Below are 19,175 nucleotides of genomic sequence, written 5' to 3'. Positions count from 1 at the left end.
TGACAAAAAAACAAGTATCCCGGCTTTCCCCCGAAGAGTCCATCCATGAGGTGAAGAAGCGAATTTTAGAATAAACCATCTGAAAATCAATATCTTTAAAAAGTAAGATTTCTATCCTCAAAAGCTTTGTTTTAACACAGAGTTAAAGCTTGTTCTTTGGATGTGAATAACAAGTTCTTTAAATGCAAAAGCCTTATTATTTGCACATAAGAACCTGACAACCTGCAAAAGGCGTTAACAATGTTAATTGAAGAAAGGTATAAGGATGAAGATATCGGTTCAGACGGCACAAATTCACTTCTGAAACTTGAGTTATCTTATTCAGCCGGTGTCTATTTTTTTTAAGCAAGCAAAAAGGACAATTATCAACTTGAAAATAAAGAAATAAAGAATTTACCACCAAATTTGAAGAAGAACCTCTAAACTAAACAATACATAATTTAGATAATGTAGAGAGAATTTATGATTCTAATAATGAATGTATCATGTGTGTGTCAAAGGAAACTGCTTCTGAAAAAAACGTCATTATAAGCTCTTTATATTAAATATTATTATCTATATTTGCGTTCATAAATCAGATGGACCCTTTCATAATGGAGCTATGTGTAGTACTTGAAAAACAAACAAAACAGTAGCTCTGATAATTGGCTGCTTGTCTTTAAAAGCATATCGAGTGCACCTTATTGAAAAAAGATGTATGCTGACTGTAAATGTACTTGCGATATACCCATATATATATAATAAATGCAAAACTTAAGCCCCAACCAACTAATATGCCCTTATTATTCTCCGGATTATAAGGTTATACCTCAGTACATCGAAATGAAAGCCGGGGAATCTCTGGAACTATGCAGTAAAACAAGTAATTATTTTGTTTTCTTATTTACGGGAGGTATTATCATTGATTTTAATCACTATATCAACCGTCCTATATCTGAAAATGAAATGTTCTTCTTACCCAAGAATAATAAATTTAAATGGAAAGCAATTACTAAAACAACCCTGATGCTTACAGGGTACAATGCATCGGTTTTTCCATGTTCGAATGTGAAAAATAAAATACTTTTCAAGAGGAAAAGTACAGTGAAATTCCTATGCCGGGGTATTCCTATGAAAGAGGAAATGAAAAGTCTGGTTTATCAAATTAAAAACTATGTAGATATTGGAATAAACTGTCACCATCTATACCTTCTAAAATACAAAGAAATGCAACTGTTGTTCAAGCATTTTTATACTCAGGAAGAAATAGCACAGATATTTTATATGTCATTGGGTAACAGTCCGCTTTTTGTCGAAATAATTTTAGGTAATTACTCAAAAGTGAAAACCTCAAAAGAATTAGCTCACTTGTTGGGATACAGTATGAGACAATTTGAGAAGCTTTTTAAAGAAAACTTTGATGAAACCCCTTATAAATGGATGCAAGAACGTAAAGTCAAGCAAATCCTTCAGAAACTAAAGGATCCCGATATTCCATTAAAGCAAATCATGTACGAATTTAAGTTTAACACCTCCTCACACTTTAATTTCTATTGCAAGAAGCATTTAGGGGGGACTCCGATGCAGGTAAGAAACGGACATAAAGACAATCTTATATCTAAATAGATTACCCGTTGTTGATTCGCAGTATTTCTGCGCTGATTGGTAGTCTATATGTGGATCTATAGGGTTATATTTGCAACAATTTAAGAAGTGATCTTAAACGATTGGGAAGATTGTTGCAAATTAGCAACTCTGCAATGATGGTTTTGCTCGATCCATGAGCAAAAACCGGTGTGATAGGATCCAATTTCAGGCCATTACCTTTTGAACAGCGCCTGTCCTAACAGAGTTTCCGAAAGCGCTTGTTCAGAACATTTGTGACATATTTTTTTTCTCGGTGTTAAAGCATAAAAAAAGGACGATGCTTGTACTGTGCGTATTTGTCGAAATCACCTTTCTTTGTTGCCGAAAAATTAATTATGTTATACTCAAATTAAAATTTATGGCAACAGTAAAATTAAAGCTAAACAAATCGAGAGCATTGAAAGACGGAAGTTACCCTGTGGTATTCCAACTTCTTCACCAGAGAAAAAAAGAGATTGTATATACTAAATACCGTATGAAGGAAAATGAATTTATACCAGTTTTAGAAAAGGTCAGTTCCAACAATTACGCCGATTGCAAGATCAGCCGGGAACTACATAAGATGACCAGATCGTTCTATCTGCAGATAAAGCGGCTTGAAGCGACTGGAGATGAATATACCGTGAAGGACATAGCTTCCGCTGTTGCTCACAAATCTGCGGGGAAATACATCTTATTAGATTTTATTGACTCACAGATAGCCTGGAAAAAGTCAATGAAAAAAGATGGTATTGCGGCAGCCTATCGTAGCACACGTTCCTCCCTGGCAAAATTTGTCGGCTCAAAGCAGGTGAAAATGTCCCAGATCAACCAACGATTCGTAACCTGTTACAAAGACTTTTTGTCTTGCAATGGAGTCAGTGAGAATACAGAGGCATATTATATGCGTAACTTCCGGACCCTATATAACCTGGCTGTAAAAGACGGCTTCGTGCCTAAATGCACTTATCCGTTCAAAGACATTTGCACCAAACCGTGCAAAACCGTAAAACGGGCCTTGGATAAAGAGCAGATGTTACGGTTAACGCAATCCGATCTTGGAGCCAATCCGGAACTGATGCAATCCCGGGCTCTCTTTTTATTTGGCTTCTATGCCCAAGGAATGGCTTTTGTAGATATTATTTTTTTAAGATGGAAAAATATTTGTGGAAATTCAATAAGCTATAGGAGGCATAAATCAAAACAGACTATTCAGATAACAATTACTCCCCAGATTCAAGCCATTCTGGATGAATACGGGATTAATAAAGAGAATGTGGATGGCTATATATTCCCTATAATCCAACCTGTGATTAACCCTCAAACGGATAAAAACGAATATGAACAATACCGCGTAGCTTTGGGGCGGACAAACAGACACCTGAAAACCATATCCGAAAAATTGGGGATTGCTCCGTCACTGACAACATACACCGCCCGTCATACTTGGGCAACATTGGCGAGGGAATATGGCGCACCCGTTGCTACAATCAGCACCGGTTTAGGACACACGAAAGAAGAAATGACCTTGGTATATCTTAAAGAGCTCGATCGGAGTAATCTTAAGAGAATCAATGGTTTGATCAACAGCCTATTATAATGCAGAGTCATCTTATTTTAAAAAGGTGTCTTTTATAACACTCTATTCTATAATAGAGATGCAGGCTACAAAATCATGGATTCTGTATGTTTTATGATGCAAAGATAGACCATCCACTATTTGTATTTATTGCCAAAAAGAATGTTTTTTTTCACATTTTGTACTTATAGGCGTAATTCAGGCAAAAAACTACTGATCCATAGTCTGATACTTTATAATCAATTCTCGTGGTGTACAATCAAAATGCCGTTTGCAGTAATGCGTAAAATGAGCCTGAGAATCAAAATTGAACTCTTCCATTAACTCTCCAATCGTAGTTTCCGATTCCATTACCTTATTTAAAATACGCTGATTACGTTGTTTCAGCAACCATTGTTTGGCAGTTGTTCCGAATACCTGCTTAAATTTACAGTGAAAATTACATTTTCCCATGTTTGAAAGGGAAATAAGTTCATTCACATTATTTACTTTGGCACAGTTCCCGATGATAAAATCTTTGAATGATAACTCTGTTGCTAAAATCGGGTAAAATAAAAGTGTCAATTCTTCTTTGGTATAAAAACAGCGAAGTAAAAAAAATAGCTCTTGTTGTAACAAGCCATGAAAATGTCCGCAATCCATTTTCTGCTTCAGACAATGCGTTACAAGCTCCAGAAAAGGAGGAAGCGGATAACGTATTTCGACCGGTTCAAAATTATAATTGAGCTTATCACAGAGTCCTGTCAACGACTGTAGCGTAAACTTATCACAAAGATTTAAAGGAATGCCAAACGACAACGAGAGCAAGCGGCTTCCCGCCCTTACCTCCATTTTTATCGTGGCCATTTTAGGTAACAAAATGATTGATCCTGCCTGGAATTTTCGGTCTTTGAACTGATTATAGTTGATGACACATTCTCCTTCAAGCATGAATACGATATGATTCCATATAGTCTCCTTTTCCAGTATGACTTCATCTTTTTTAAACTCAATATATTTGAATCCATTTTCCAATTTCTCACGGTAATTTCTACATGACAAATGTTCTTGTATATAGAGCAATTTGTTCAGTGATGTTTTCTTATTCATAGACTTTTCTTTTTATTGTTTTTTTTCGTTTTGTTTCAGCAATGTTTCAACATCATGTCGATAATAAATTCATATAATATTGAAACACTGCTAATTCTATTTTTTATTAAAGTATATCTCTATAATTACTTAATATTCCTTCATAATAGGGAACCTGTAACAAACTGTTAATCATAGTCTTAGAATTGTTTTTATCGGAAATAAGTCTTTATTATAGAATAGAACTTTAAAAACAAACGAGAAAAATAGTTTGAAATATGTAAACATTATAATATTTATTAATTAAACATCAACCAATGAAAGTGAAAAGTTTATTATTGTCCATGTGTGCGATAGCGGCATTGGCAAGTTGCTCACAAAGCGACGATGAAATTCCCGGCGGAACTGGAAGCGATGCTCCGAAAGCGAAAGTTATCCTTAAATTAGAAGGAACCGGCGTACAGGCAACCAGCAGGGCAGCGGGGATACCCGGCGATCTGGATGCAAAAAATGGTACGGTAAGTAATCTTACAGTGTTTGTCTTCAACCAGAGCGGACTCGTTATAACGAAGCAGTATATCGGTACTCCGGCAAGTGGTACCAATTCGATATCCACCACGACGGACGCCAAGAAAGTGGCAGTTGTAGCCAATACTGGAGACTTGACGATTTCAGGTGGGGCGTTTGCCTCTGTTGCAAGCGAGGATGCCCTGAAAGCTGTCCTATCAGATATGCTTGTCAATCCGGATGATAAAACCGGTGCGGTAACCCATACGGATGCGAATCTCTATATGTCGGGGATAAATGATTTGGGCGCGTTCAGTGATGACGGTAATGGTGGTCAGAAAGCTACTGTAACAGTGCCGTTGCGCTTTCTGTCAGCCAGAATACAACTTAAGGAGATTACATTCAATGGTGGAACTGTTACGGACAATGTATATGCCCAGGCAAATGATTTTGCCACGAATGCCGATGCTAACTTTACCATCACGCGCGTTTACCTGATGAACGCACAGAGATTGACACATTTTCTTCCTGCTACCACAGGCGGCACTGACTATATCACACAAGACTTGAAACGGTATACCGGTGGTGTAGAATGGGCTGCTCCATGGACAGGCCAGGCACCTAATCAGTTCAAACCCAATAATGAGTACACCATAGAGGCCGGTACTGACAAATTTATCCCCGGGAGCGGTGCTGCACAGAATACAATTTCGGATATAGGACATTGGTATACCTTCGCAAACACCGGTGTTTCGGACATTGCCAATCATCCGACAGCACTTGTGGTTGAGGTGGAATGGAGAAAGGTAAAAGCCGATAGTAATGTCAGTGAAGAAAACCAGACCATGTATTTCACCACCTACTTCGGAGGCGGAGACAAGAATGAACTTGAAGCGGGTAAGGCGTATACTGTAAGCCTAAAATTGAATGGCAATTTTAAACCTACCAACCAAGGTGGTAGCGGTGGTGGTGGTACCGAGGACCCGACTAAACCGACAGTAAACAGTTCCGTAGAGGTAACCGTTACTCCTGCAACATGGGTCCTGGCACCGGAAATCAACAAAGAATGGAACTAATTCCCGCATTGATTATTATGATTGATATGTCCCTTCTGCAGGGCATGCATACTTATTAATAAATATCTGCCACGGCAGTCTCCGTGGCAGATATTTTAAACTACAAAAGAAATAAAATAAGAAAGAATCTCTATTATGACAGGTGCCTGCAAATTCCGGTTCATCCCGGGTATATTATACCTTATGTTCACACTGCTGTTGTTATCGGGGTGTATAGCCGAGAATACCGATGATTGTTTCAAGGGTATCCCGCTGAAGGTGAATCTGCCTGCAGACATACCGCAGGAAACGATAAAAGATATGAGCCTCTATGTATTTGATGACAAAGACTTGTTGCTTGACATACTCCCTGTGAACAGTATGGAACCTGTTACCCTGAATTATCCGGGTATTCCCATCCTTCATTGCATAACCTTGTGCAACACGCAGGACGGTACGATGCTCGTCAGCCCCCTGAAAAAGGGCGATCCATGCTCCGACGGTTTCATATCACTGAAACCTTCTGCATCTACAAGGGCAGAACAGAGCATATTCACCTCTCCCTCCGATTTGTTTTATGGAGAGCTTAAAATAGAAAATAATACAGCGTCCGATCATGTCGAAGAACGAATTATGGATATCTCCCGTATGACGGCGTCAATGAATATAACCCTGCGCGGATTGCAAAAACTCACAGGTGCGGAAGATGGAAATTACTCGCTCGTTATCCGTGAAACAAGCAGCCGGATGGATTTTAGCGGCAATTACGGAGGCGATCCCGCTTCTTATTCCCCGCCGATGACTCTTGCCGCGAACAAAGACTTTGAGGTTTCCATGTGCCGGCTTTTCCCTACAATAAACAGTAAGGGAATTACGATAGACATTTACCACAATCGGTCTTTGCTTAAAAGCGTAACGACTGACGGCAGCGGCAGCCCGATTGTCCCCATCGTTGGAAAAACCACTAATCTTTTATTAAATTTTGAAGGTTCTGTGGGTGTAGAGATCGAGATTACAGGTTGGGGGGAAACTGTTGTCTGGAAAGAATACAATTGATTCTTTTATCCTTGAAGAGATATAAAGGTTAAGAATATAATATGAAGATAAATAATAGATACATATTAAGACTGAACGGACTGGTAAAATTCCTTTGGATAATCATTCTGCTGGGAGCTTGCCAGAACGAGGACAGATACGGCATACAGCAGGACGGTCCCGTCCTTGTCAAGCTCTCCGTATCTGCTACCGATGCCGGCACGGCTTCAGGAAACGGTACGGGAACAGACGCGCAGATCACTTCAATTTATATTCTTCAGTTCAATGCTGACGGTGACTCTTACGGGGCTCTGCGTTACGTGGCGGAAGGAAAAAAGAATACCGGTGGAACCTATACCGCTACCTTGTTGCAGAGTGCGAACAGCAATGATAACTACAAGCTTGTTATTCTTGCCAATCTCCCTGACTATGGCTTTCTGTACGGACTGTACGGCAAGAGCTACGCGGAAGTACAACAAGCCAGCCTGAGCACGGCAACAGACGCCCCCCTTGTTTTCGATGACACTCATCCGTACCCCATGTTCGGAGTGGTGAATGGTGGCGCTTCCGTACAGGTGCAGGAAGGTACCGCTTATAGCGGCAATACAGAGTTGATCCGTGCCGTGGCACGTGTGGACATCGGTATCGGCACCAAGAAAACAAATGTGGACGGTACTGTCTCATGGACCAATACAGGCACCGGCAAACAACCTTTCGTTATGACTGAGGTGCAAGTATGGAAAGCAGGGCAGAAATATACCTATATGCCGGCACTGGCGAACTACCACTGGACCACTGCTACCACTGGCGGCATCACTTCAAACAAAATAGTGATAGACAACCCTTCCACCGCTTCCGGAACAACATCCACAAAGACTTATGACACTTCATACATAACGAACGGGACTTATTGTGAGGAAAAAATCTACCTGCCCGAAGCTGACTTGCAGTGGGGCAACGTCTATGATGGTCAGCATAGCAACCGCTTGGCAATTATCGTAGGAGGCTATTATAATAACTCTCCGGATATGTCCTACTATCGTGTGGACTTTACTAACGACAATTCCGGTGAAAAGATGAATATCCTGCGCAACCACGTATACCAGTTTACTATCAAGAGCGTGGCAGCTGCGGGTTATGCCACTGCCGAACTTGCGTACAAGAGCATGCCGAAGAATTTAGGCTTCGATGCCATTATTGAACCATGGACTACGGGTCAAGTGGCCTCCGTACCTTCCATTTCGGGATACTACCTGACTTATCAGGGATTTAATGGAGAGGTTGTAGACTGGAGTTATGCTGCAGGTTCTTCACAGAAAATTCCCAAGAAAAAATCTTATTGGGGTACTAATATATATCTTTCATTTGACTACAATAAATTTTATAAGGAAGGGAATAGCTTTTACTCTCCGAATATTTCGGGAGGACAAAACGGGATCTTATATGCTACGGTGGCAGATGCCTTTGATAATGAAGGTACCTTTCCCAATCTGATGGTTTCCGGCGATGATATGGTGGATGAATCGGGCAGCGAGAACGTTCAGTGGAAGACCGGAACTACGTTGACAGCCTTTGACTTATGTCGCAATTTGGAAGAAAACGGATACAACGACTGGAGACTTCCGCGACTTTCGGAACTGGCATTTATTTATGTGAATCAGGGAAGTTTGGAAAAAATGCGCGGGTTTACACCGCTGTCCGGTACTTATTGGTGCGGGAGTGAGTATCTGGAAGGTACAACAGATGAGCTAAGGAAAAAGTCCGGTTCGGCATGGGCTGTGGATTTTAACACTAATCCCGGATATGCATTACATTATAAGAAAACGGAAAAACTGAAAATTCGTTGCGTAAGGCAGAGATCGAATGATAAGTAATTGAAACGATATATAAAGATGAATATGGATATAAATAAGAAATATACCTTACCCCGGGCAATCATCCTGGCAGTGTGCCCTTTACTATTGGCAGTAGCTTGTGACAACTATGACGGTCCGGGCCCGGATACCCCGGCAGAGGAAGTCCCTCTGAATTTCAACGCGTCCATAGAAAAGACGGGGACCACCCAATCAAGGACTATTATAACGCCCACAACCGATTTTACCGGAAATTCCTATTCCTTTGGCATGTCCCTCACTAAAAGTGAGAACGGGAGTGAGATATTCAAAGGATCGTCAGACATGACAGCGACTATGGAACGCCCTAACTCCTCCACGCAGTGGAATTGGTATTTTACTGACAATTCCGATAATGCAACTGTCACACCCGCGGGTCCGGAAGGTAAGGCATTAAAGGTGGTTGCCTACTATCCGCCCGTCTTATCCGCTACGAAAGATGTCTATACGGACGGTATCCCGTTTGATTTCTCCTCCAAGACTGATCTCAAACAGACGGATCTGCTTTACAATACCAGCACCATCTATCCGTTCGTTCCATCCGGTGACCCTGTGGCAACTATTCCTTTAAACTTCCGGCATGCCTATACGTGGATCGTTCTTAACATCACGAAATACGTGGATAAAGGGCCGGAGTTCACGTTGAGCAGTGTCTCCCTGGATAACCTTGGGGGTAGCTGGATTAAGAACCAAGGAGCAATTGACCCGGAAACAGGTTTGGCAAAGGATGGAGCTACCGCCGGTCCGATAGGCATAACAGTAGCCCCTGCTGCAGCATTGTCTACTACGCAAGTTCTCACCTACGAGTTTCTGGTTCCATCGTTTATGGATACCAAAGTAAGTGACGGCGATATAGTCCTCGTATTGAATGTCAATGGAATTAATGAGTTGTTTACGCTCGATAGGATCTATCTTAACCGCAGTGACGATGGTAAGTCATTTGGTTTCAGGCAGGGATATAAAAATACATATGACCTGGTCTATAATAACTCTGCTTTGAGCCTGAGTATTCAGAACTGGAGTTCAGAGGTAATTGACGGTGATTTTGGAGGCAATATAGTGCCTCCCGGGAACGGGGACTATAAGTGGATGAATTTAAATCAATATTATTGGCCTTCAGCCACTAAGCCGGGTGATTCGTGGCAGACTACATATCCCCCAAAAACTACCTATTTAGCTACCGGAGTGCATCCGTTCGAAGACTATCTTACTACTGTGGCCTATGGCGGTAACGGAGCTTATGTATCTGTTAATACACCGGATCCCACCAAACAGCCCACCGATGGTCTAAAAATAACGGATGATATAAACGTGTACAAGAACGAAAAAGCTTATCCTGTAATTCAGATAACCAGAAACGATATCTCCACTGTACTTGTCCCGTGGGAAGATGCAAACGGGCAGCTGGTTGCAAAAGAGCTTTGCAGAAAATATAACGGGGGCGGTTTTCATAACTGGAGACTTCCGAGAGCCTCTGAGTTGCGGACAGTATTAGTACTGGTATCGGCTAATGGAAGTAATCTTTCCGATTTGAACTTTAATCAAGATGCGAATCGAAATAAACCATATTGGACCGGTACTGAAGTAAACGAAAACGAAGCATGGGGTATGTATATTGATTATACAGGACTAACTGTAACAACTAAGTTGGTGCTATCTCCGTATGACAAGAAAATGACGGCTTCTGTGCGCTGTGTCCGTGATGCTTCATAAGTAATGGTATGATAACAAAATATGACCGATATTATCATGATAAAAAAAACAATAGCTTCGATATGCATCGCCTGCTTGGCCTTGGGAGGATGTACGGAGGATAGCCTGTTGCCCGACTCCGGGACGTCTTTATCCACAGAGCCGGTTACCGTGAAGCTGACCTTGGGCATAGACGATTATAATACTTTGTCTGCAGGGAGAACACGCATGGAAGAAATGCCTCCCGTCCTTTCGATGTCCTCTCCGGATATGGATGTGGAACTTGTGGCGACACCTTCCGTCACAAGGGCAACTCCGTCTGCGGTTATCACTGAAGATAATGCCGTTTATTCGTATATGGGTTTCCAGTTTGACGGGACAAAACCGGATGGGAAACTGGTAGAAAAGAAATTTTTTACTTCTCCGGATGGTTCCATCAGGACAGATGAGGTGGAGATCATGCCTACACCGGCGGGGCAAAAAAACATGGTTGTGATTTTAACCAACGTCAATGAGAGTGAGTTTGCAACTATGACGGTAGGCAGTTCGACCTATGAGGATTTACAGCAGTTTTGTATGACGTTGGCGACCGATGACGGGACTTTTCCCAGGAGCAAGGTGACTCTGCCAAATGGCGGTGGAGAGAAAACCGGAATCGTCATGTGCGGCCAGACTGCCGCTGAAATCAGTGCTGGCAAACAGTTATATGTCTCTTTGAAGCGTACGGTGGCAAGAGTAACATTTAATATAAAAACAACTTATCAACATTTTATAGATGTAGAACATACGTGGAATGTGACTTTGATGAATATTCCCACACAGAGTTACTATAATATAATCGGAAGAAAAGCTATTTTCCCCTCAGAGAGTTCGATAGACAAAACCGGTCTTTTCTGGACTAAATCACTCAAAACAGTAACCGCCGCAAATCCGGTGATTAATACGGACCCTATATATATCCCGATCAATCTCCAGCAGGCGGTGCCCACCTCTACACAGAGTACCCGTCGCGATAACGCGCCGACGGGCGGGACTTACCTTCAGATAATAGGGCTGGAGAATGCTACGGTTCCTGGCTCCGGTAATTTGAATATTGTAAGAGATTTCTCTATTTATCAGTTGTTTTTGGGAAAGAACTTCACGACCGATTTCAGTGTGTCCGCCAATTACGATCTGACTTACAACATTACCCTGAAAGGAAACAGTCCGGATGATACCAATGTCATCCGGTTGATACCGGGCTATTTCTCGGGAGAACTTGCGGCATACGATGCAAATGGTATTGCCTTATCGTCAGTAAATGATGTGAATGCCGTTAGATGGAAGTACCCGAACAAGATAGAGCTTCATTTTTCGGATGGATACTATCCGGTGGGAAGCTCCTCCGGCACCACAACGCCGGGAGCGAAAGACCTGAAATGGTATGCAGGAGCAGGGTTCGACAAAAGGGGAGCCACTTCGATGACAGACGGGCATAAGAATACCGAACTGTTGCAAGCGATCGGTGTTCCTTGGGAAGAGTATGCGGCTGCTTACACCTGCTATCGGGGAACGAACGGATATGACCAGGGAGTAGCAGCAAAGGATATTCTGTGGTATCTCCCTTCTGTCAGCGAGCTGATAGGAACCTGGATTTCTTCTTCAAGTACGCAAAAACAGTTGGCGGGCAGCTATTGGTCGTCTACTGCCGATCCGAATGCCGATAAAGCCTTTGTTGTTACGAATGAAGGGAAAGTGTACTCCGATGCCGTCGGCAATACGCATGCCGTCAGAGCTTCGCAGGATCCTGATAAAGCCGCCCATGTGGGCGACGTCGATAAGTAAACGAAATGCAACTTAATAAGAAATAAAGATGAAGAGTTTCAAAATCTATCCCATTTTATGGATCGTTTTATTCTGCTTAGGCTTTCCTTCGGAAGTTTCCGGGCAGTATATTCGAAAAGAGACTGTCGATGGAAAAACGTATGCCGTTATTTATGCGGACGGATTGGCAGGAGCTGCCCAATGGGGGACCGGGGTAAAGATGATGAGGAACGGCGCTACTATCCGGCATCAGGTTTCCAAAGGAAACGGTGGGAATTTGAGTGTCAATGACAGAATACCGTTTCGTTTTATCGTGGCAACCGAAGATGTGGGGGACAATAATAAGAATTGGATGACAATGCAAGGAGTAAATGATGGCGGGCAGAATCAGAATCCGGATTTTACCACCACTGCAGATACAGGGTGCCGTTGGTATGGTGCTGCCGGTGCACCGGGTGCAGGGCGGAAATGGCGTGTTCCCACTCAACGCGAGTTGCAGCTGATGTGGATGTTTCGTGAACCCATCGGCTTGGTATATAAGGACAAACCTATGGAAGAACCCGGTAAGACGAAAAGATACTGGTCTTCCACAGAAAAGGGTACGGACCAAGCCTGGTTTTTTGACTTTGCGCCGGGTATGCCCTACTGTGATACCCAGGCTAAAAGTATGGCGAACGGTATGGTGAGATGTGTGAGTGATTATTAACCGATAATAAAGATAAATATGGAAATTCCGAACTTGGCAATTGATAAGGAGTCCCAAAACCTGTATTACATTTACTTGTTCTATGTGGAAGATAAGTGGTGTGCTTTCGGATACTCCGCTTATTATTTGAGTATTATATATCCGGTATTAGTGGCCACCAACAAAACCGATCCTGAGCATGAAGGAGGCATACCATGCGTACATGTGCCCGACAGCTTTCTGGTCAGACTCTCTGAATTTTACAGCACATTAGTTTCAGACAACTATATACAGGTTGAAGCGCCACCCACCGCCTATTGCTATCGGCCCGGTTACGGCGAATGGTCTGAACAGCTAACAGTAAATTAACATAAACTTTCTATATTGAAACATCCATGAAACAATTCGTACGATATTGCTTGGTATTCTCCTTCCTGCTGTTTGCGGGCGCTCTTACGACTCGTCTGCATGCCCAGTTTTACTCAGTACAAACCAATACGCTGAAACTGGCCACCACCACATTCAACGTTGAAGGCAGTATGCTTCTGGATAAACACTGGACGCTGAATATGAGTGTTTCTTATAATCCGTGGAATTTTAGTGACACTAAAAAGGTCAAGCATTTCCTGATAGAACCCGGTACACGCTACTGGTTCTGGCAACCCTACGCCGGAAACTTCATCAGCATGTATGCCATGGGCGCACGCTTCAACGTGGCATGGGATAAGGTACTCGATTACCGCTACCAAGGATGGGGCTATGGCGCAGGAATGACCTATGGCCGCTCTTGGTTACTCAGTAAGCGCTGGAACATGGAAGTGGAAGCGGGACTGGGGCTGCTTGTTACCCCCTACACGAAATATCGTTGCGAGCATTGCGGTGGTAAGGTGAAATCGGGCACTTATTTCCTGCCGATACCTAAAGTGGCGTTTAATCTTGTTTATTTGTTCTAAGACCGGCCCTTCAGTTGGCGCAAGGAAGCATGAAGCATTCTAAAATTTTCTATATTCTGTTTCTGATAATAGTTATCACAGCATGTTCCCCCTTTGGCAGGCTCTACAAGGAGCAGTCGAGGGTGACACTTGCTTTGCCTGCCAACCGGCGGAGTGAGCCGGTGGAGATAGCAAAACGCGATTCCGCCAATCAGCCCCCGGTTCTGAACTTTACATTCATCAGTGCGAAAGGTGACAGCATCCCCGTGGGCATGTCGGTGGAATGGGATAGTATCCATAAAGAGAACCTGACCACGGTGGCGCTTGATGAAGTGGTGGTATCAGCCGGTTCCACGCGTAATACAGCAGAGCGGAACGGGCTGATTAATGTAGAGTTTGTAGTGACAGTTCCCAAAGTTCTGCAACAGGAGAACTGGATGGTGAACGTCCGTCCGGTGCTTATGAGGGGCGACGTGCCCGACTCGCTGAAAGAACTCCGCTTCACGGGACAGCGCTTCCGGGAGTTGCAGGAGCGGGACTACCGGCGATACGACCGTTATGTAGAGAAAATAATTCCGGATTCCGCCAATTTTTACCGCACTTACGTAAACTACCGTTCTTTTGAACGCTATCTGGAACGTCTGAAATGGTATAAACGTAGACTGGAAAAGCTATGGGCGATACAGGATGCTAAAAAACGCCGTCCGGATCCGCTTTTACTGCGTTTTGAGATGTTCAACCGGCAGGTAATCCGGCGGGACAGCCTGTTGAAAGAGTATATGCTGAAGAACTCCCGGCTGATGATAGAGCGCCAACAATGGCAGTATGACCGTGCACTGGAGCGGGTGAATGACACTTTACAACCCCAGTGGTCCGGTTTGCGGGAGCGCTTCCGTTACTTCAACCACAAATGGGAACTTCGTACCAACTATCAGGCAGGAGAACTGGTTACCCGTAAGAAATATTTTTATGACAGGGTATCGTTTGAACCCTTGCGGCAGGCGGAACACAGGCTCTATTATGTCCGGGGTGTGGACACCGTGCCTCCCTTGTGGTTGACGGCTGAAAGGCTGGATACGGTACAGACAAGGCAGAAGTCATTGGCAAACTTTTCGGAGGAGAGCATATTCGCATACTATGGTTTGGGTGATGAACAAACAGGGTTTACCCGTAGCAAGTTGCCATTGTACGCCTATCACCGCAACCTGTCCGATTCGCTACAACTGCACCTGCCCAGTCGTAAAGCGTCCAGGGAACTCGAACTCAGCCGGTTCGACTCGGTGACAACGGTAAAGCATTATATCCACTGTTACGAGAGTCTACGGTCAGTCTACCCGCAATACCATTTGATACGCGAATTGTATAACATACATCCGCCCGCCGTGCGGCATGCCGCTCTGCAGGAAAAATACGGAAACTGGATAGCGCATATCAATTCGCTCGACTCCACCGACCTGGTGAAAAAGTTCTATAACACGCAGAAAATAGCCCGTAACGAGGCGCGCAAAGCGATGAAAGACGAGAAATACCATGATATCGTGCGTTTCCCGTTCAATCCGGATGCGGAACTCGATACGGTGATTTATGCTGCCGATCAGGTGAAATTTCTCTATTCGCAGAAGGTGCCCGCAGATGAAAACTCGGCACGTATGAAGGTGTATGTGGTAGGTAATGTGTTAAGCGGCAACGGAAGCAAATATCCGCTTCCGAAGTCGGATACACTGACTTATCTGGTGAGTTCTATGACTAAATTCATTGACAAGACTCCGCGTTATGTGCGAAAAATCATTGCCCGGGATGCGGAAGCCAATACAAGCGTGAATTTTTACTTTCCGCAAAACGACTTCAACCTGAACGAAACCATTGCCGTGAACCGCAAAGGAGTAAAGAAAGTGAAAGATCTTACTCTGGCACTGATGACCGATCCTGTGTACAGGATAGACAGTCTGACACTCTTCGCTTCTTCATCGCCCGAAGGCAGTTGGCGCGTCAACGGAGAAATAGCCCAGAAGCGTGCAAAATCCATCCGTGACGTTCTGGTAAGGGAGTTTACCGCGCTGTACGATTCATTGTCTGTCGGTGTCAACGTTGAGATGGACGAGGCGGGTAACCTGATTCACCGTGAAGTGAAAGACGAGATTCCGGATTTACCGAACCTGATAAAGATACGCACCATCCCCGAGGATTGGAACAAGTTACGCAGCCTGATTGTGAGTGATGCAGACTTCAAAGGCCATAAAGACGCTATATTGAGGATTATTGACCGTGAACAGGAACCCGACCGGCGCGAATGGCTGATAAAAAGCCAATATAAATCGGAATACGCTTATATGTTAGAGAAACTCTATCCGATAATACGTGCGGTAGATTTCCGATTCAGTCTCTCGCGCAGGGGAATGAAGCAGGATACAATCTATACCAACGAACCGGATACGACCTATGCCCGGGCTGTGGAATATCTGGAGAAACGTAAATACGAACAGGCATTGGAAATGCTGCGCCCGTATGATGATGTGAATACGGCCATTGCTTACATGTCTTTAGGATATGACAAGGCTGCTTTGCGAATATTTGAGAAATCGCCCCAGACGGCCGATAACAAGTACATGCAGGCCATCCTTCAGGCACGCTTGGGGAATGAAGAACAAGCGGTACGGCTCTTGCTCGGTGCGGTGGATATGAACGCCCAAATGAAATTCCGGGCGAACCTCGATCCAGAACTCTCGGAACTGGTGAGGAAATACGGACTTTTTAAGGAAGAGGAAGATGACTGGAATTGAACAGGAAATAACTGAATGTATGACACTGTTTATTGATTGAATATGATTTTATATGATAATATATTGGCCAAGACCTTTTTTGAACATTTGGAATGGGATGATTAATTAAATTATTTATAATTTTCAAGTTGCTGTGAAGCTGCTTGTTTCCTAAAGGATCCATTTTCCCTGTCATTTTAACCTATGAAAAATGATTAATAATGGATTTTTCGCTGCCTGTGAAGGTCGCTTATTGTTTGTTTTGTTTGTGTTAGTGCATCTTTTTATCGGTGGATAGGGAGATGCACTTACTTTTATTGGATGTTTTTTTGAAACAGATAATTTTATCCACGTTACAAGTCTCTGTAGCGTGGGTAAATAGTCAAAATGTACCCAATTGGATTTTTATATGATTTTGCCGGAAGCATACTCCATATTTTCGTAGTCTTGATATATTCCGTCATGCTATTAATGCTTGCAGTCCATCATGTTTCAGAAATATCAAAATTGATTCCTTCAAACCATTGGCATTCACTTGGATTGTGTTTCCGGTGCGTTGAATTTATAACTTTTTATCCACTAAATTGGATAATAAAATTCTAATTTCTCCAGCAAAAGAGATATAGCTAAAGAGTTGTAAAATGAATTTAAAAACCGTGGAAAATAATTAAATAGTAGAAAAAGAGATGGCATAGAAGAATTTGAGAGATTTAATCACAAAACAGAAAAACGAAAAGGATTAAATATATAAAATAAGCCAACTGCTTTCAAATGAGTAAGTTGGCTTAATTTATTTTATTCTCTGAATTTCTCTATTTCAATTACATCTTTTTTGTTATTATTTAATTTGAGTTCAATATAATAAAGTATTACGACATAGGCTCAAACTCCTTTTTAACCCGAATAATCTCCCTCTGATCATTCTATTAAAGATTATTTCTTCTGCAAATTATCACTATGATTTCTTCATTCTTTGCATGTGCAAATCTCAATTAAAGAAAGATACAAAAACTTAGCGGACCTTTTTCGCTGTCCCTTTATAAAATCTCCAAGTTTGTTACTTGCTCATTCTTGTACACAACGAACAGGAAACCCGTACGCTCGATTACGGCTACTATTTAATGCTAAGTAGGTGTTGTAGAAAAATAGGCTAACCCCATATCCTACGGGATGATTGAGGGACGACGTACTCCAGTAGTAACCTTCTACTTTAACATTTTCCAGGTTACCATTGGCGTAGTGACGTCTGCCGGAAGCCTGGAGTATCGCGCCAGACGTATGAGAAGCAAAAGAGCCAGCCCAAGTCCAAGGGCCGGGATTAGGATAATTAGAGCCTTTGAATAACTTCGTGAATTCTTCTTTGGTCGGCAATCTCCAGCTGCCCTTTAGGTAGTAGCGACATGGATCACCAACCCCTGCTTTCTCATTATCAGAGCCAGTAGCTGTAAATGGAACAGTGCCCGTTGTACCTTGCCAAATCTTTTTTGTATCTTTCCAATCCGCACTACCGTTAAAATTGGCTGGTTTTACAACGATAGAAAGGGGGGCTGTTGAACTCCAACCAATGAGTGAACCAAATTGGAAGAACAAACCGCTATCGGTAGGTGCGCCAATTTTTGCGCCATTATCCCCGTCGGCTACCAAGTTACCAAGCGCCACCTTTAAACCGTTGATTTCCGTATAATAAGGCGGTGAACCATCGAACTCCATCACATAGTGCATGTTGCGTGCAAAGTTAACTCCTTCTTTTTCAATGACTTTCGATTTACCACCCTCAAACGTAACTTCGGCACGAATCTTTTTAGAGCTCAGATCCGCAGGAAACATTGCGAAAGAGACTACCTTAGTTGTTTCTGTTGTATTATCGGTCACGCTCATAGAGAGCTCATTAACCAAAGTGCCGGATGTAGAAATTTCAGCAGTATTGAGCCCTACGGTTGCCGTAGTAGGAAAAACGGCTTCTGTACAACTCAGCCTCACGCTCTTTACCTTGCCGGGAGCTTTGGTGATATTCAGGTTCACGACGCTCATCACCTGCTTCATGCTTGCCGAGGCATTGATGGCTTCGCCGATGGCAGTAGCTGTACCCACTCCTACCATAAAACTGTTGCTGATGGCTCCACCCACTGTGTACGTTTGCGGATTGGGTAAAGTCAACAAAGTCGTGGCTGTTGTCGGGGTATCGCCTCCGGTAACAGTATAGGATGTTGAATTATACGGGTAGAAAGCATAGACTGTTTTGATACCTTCCGTCCATCCGATTACTTTGGCATTAAAGGGTACACTTTTGCCGGCAGTAGAGGTGGTCAACCGGCAATTTTCATTGCCGGCTACACTGTTCACCATTACACTGATTGCATCACCATCGCGCCACGAGAAGTTCATCCTACTGCCATCGTCAGTATAGTCCGCACGAGTTTGTGGTCCGATGACTTGCATGGTCATTACTACCTGATGGCCTGCCTGCACATCAATATCTTCCGTTATGTTTTTGTTACACCCTGTCATTCCGAGCATACATACAGCGATTCCTGCTGCGAAGAGTTTTGTTTTCATTCTTGTT

At 43.1% G+C, this 19,175-nt stretch carries 13 protein-coding genes; 11 read left to right on the top strand and 2 right to left on the bottom strand.

Annotation, left to right across the window (positions count from 1 at the left end):
- Positions 1-744: 744 nt before the first annotated feature.
- Both G7Y45_RS18300 and G7Y45_RS18295 read left to right on the top strand, forming a co-directional pair.
- A complete protein-coding gene (locus G7Y45_RS18300; protein WP_005821405.1) occupies positions 745-1,605 on the top strand; it encodes an AraC family transcriptional regulator in 861 nt (286 codons plus the stop codon).
- Between the two features lie 379 nt (positions 1,606-1,984).
- Positions 1,985-3,205, top strand: coding sequence for a site-specific integrase (locus G7Y45_RS18295; protein WP_032530327.1), 1,221 nt, complete (start codon positions 1,985-1,987; stop codon positions 3,203-3,205).
- 189 nt (positions 3,206-3,394) lie between these two features.
- Here G7Y45_RS18295 and G7Y45_RS18290 read toward each other — a convergent pair whose 3' ends face one another.
- A complete protein-coding gene (locus G7Y45_RS18290) occupies positions 3,395-4,273 on the bottom strand; it encodes an AraC family transcriptional regulator (protein WP_005782589.1) in 879 nt (292 codons plus the stop codon).
- Positions 4,274-4,569: 296 nt separating this feature from the next.
- Between G7Y45_RS18290 and G7Y45_RS18285 the strand changes: the two genes are divergently transcribed.
- The 9 genes from G7Y45_RS18285 (at position 4,570) to G7Y45_RS18245 (ending at position 16,633) form a co-directional block, all read left to right on the top strand.
- The gene (locus tag G7Y45_RS18285; protein WP_165016691.1) at positions 4,570-5,835 is read left to right on the top strand and encodes a fimbrial protein; all 1,266 of its coding nucleotides are present in this window, start codon (positions 4,570-4,572) and stop codon (positions 5,833-5,835) included.
- Between the two features lie 135 nt (positions 5,836-5,970).
- Positions 5,971-6,870, top strand: coding sequence for a FimB/Mfa2 family fimbrial subunit (locus G7Y45_RS18280; RefSeq protein WP_165016693.1), 900 nt, complete (start codon positions 5,971-5,973; stop codon positions 6,868-6,870).
- Between the two features lie 41 nt (positions 6,871-6,911).
- On the top strand, positions 6,912-8,723 hold the full coding sequence (locus tag G7Y45_RS18275; protein ID WP_165016695.1) for a DUF1566 domain-containing protein: 1,812 nt from the start codon (positions 6,912-6,914) through the stop codon (positions 8,721-8,723).
- Positions 8,724-8,741: 18 nt separating this feature from the next.
- Complete coding sequence (locus G7Y45_RS18270; RefSeq protein WP_241159031.1) at positions 8,742-10,454, top strand: fimbrillin family protein; 1,713 nt, start codon at positions 8,742-8,744, stop codon at positions 10,452-10,454.
- Between the two features lie 36 nt (positions 10,455-10,490).
- On the top strand, positions 10,491-12,257 hold the full coding sequence (locus G7Y45_RS18265) for a DUF4906 domain-containing protein (protein WP_241159033.1): 1,767 nt from the start codon (positions 10,491-10,493) through the stop codon (positions 12,255-12,257).
- 28 nt (positions 12,258-12,285) lie between these two features.
- A complete protein-coding gene (locus G7Y45_RS18260; protein ID WP_165016699.1) occupies positions 12,286-12,942 on the top strand; it encodes a DUF1566 domain-containing protein in 657 nt (218 codons plus the stop codon).
- 18 nt (positions 12,943-12,960) lie between these two features.
- The gene (locus tag G7Y45_RS18255; RefSeq protein WP_165016701.1) at positions 12,961-13,290 is read left to right on the top strand and encodes a hypothetical protein; all 330 of its coding nucleotides are present in this window, start codon (positions 12,961-12,963) and stop codon (positions 13,288-13,290) included.
- Positions 13,291-13,316: 26 nt separating this feature from the next.
- Positions 13,317-13,874 (top strand): DUF3575 domain-containing protein, encoded by a 558-nt coding sequence (locus tag G7Y45_RS18250; protein ID WP_165016704.1) that lies wholly within the window; start codon positions 13,317-13,319, stop codon positions 13,872-13,874.
- 29 nt (positions 13,875-13,903) lie between these two features.
- The gene (locus G7Y45_RS18245; RefSeq protein WP_165016708.1) at positions 13,904-16,633 is read left to right on the top strand and encodes a lipopolysaccharide assembly protein LapB; all 2,730 of its coding nucleotides are present in this window, start codon (positions 13,904-13,906) and stop codon (positions 16,631-16,633) included.
- A 1,044-nt stretch (positions 16,634-17,677) separates the two neighbouring features.
- On the opposite strand, the gene G7Y45_RS18240 is transcribed toward G7Y45_RS18245, so the two are convergent.
- Complete coding sequence (locus G7Y45_RS18240) at positions 17,678-19,168, bottom strand: hypothetical protein (RefSeq protein WP_165016711.1); 1,491 nt, start codon at positions 19,166-19,168, stop codon at positions 17,678-17,680.
- Between the last annotated feature and the right edge of the window lie 7 nt (positions 19,169-19,175).

It is taken from the genome of Bacteroides sp. ZJ-18, from assembly GCF_011038705.2.
GTDB classification, from domain to species: Bacteria; Bacteroidota; Bacteroidia; order Bacteroidales; family Bacteroidaceae; genus Bacteroides; species Bacteroides hominis.
This window is presented reverse-complemented; position numbering and strand designations above follow the sequence as displayed.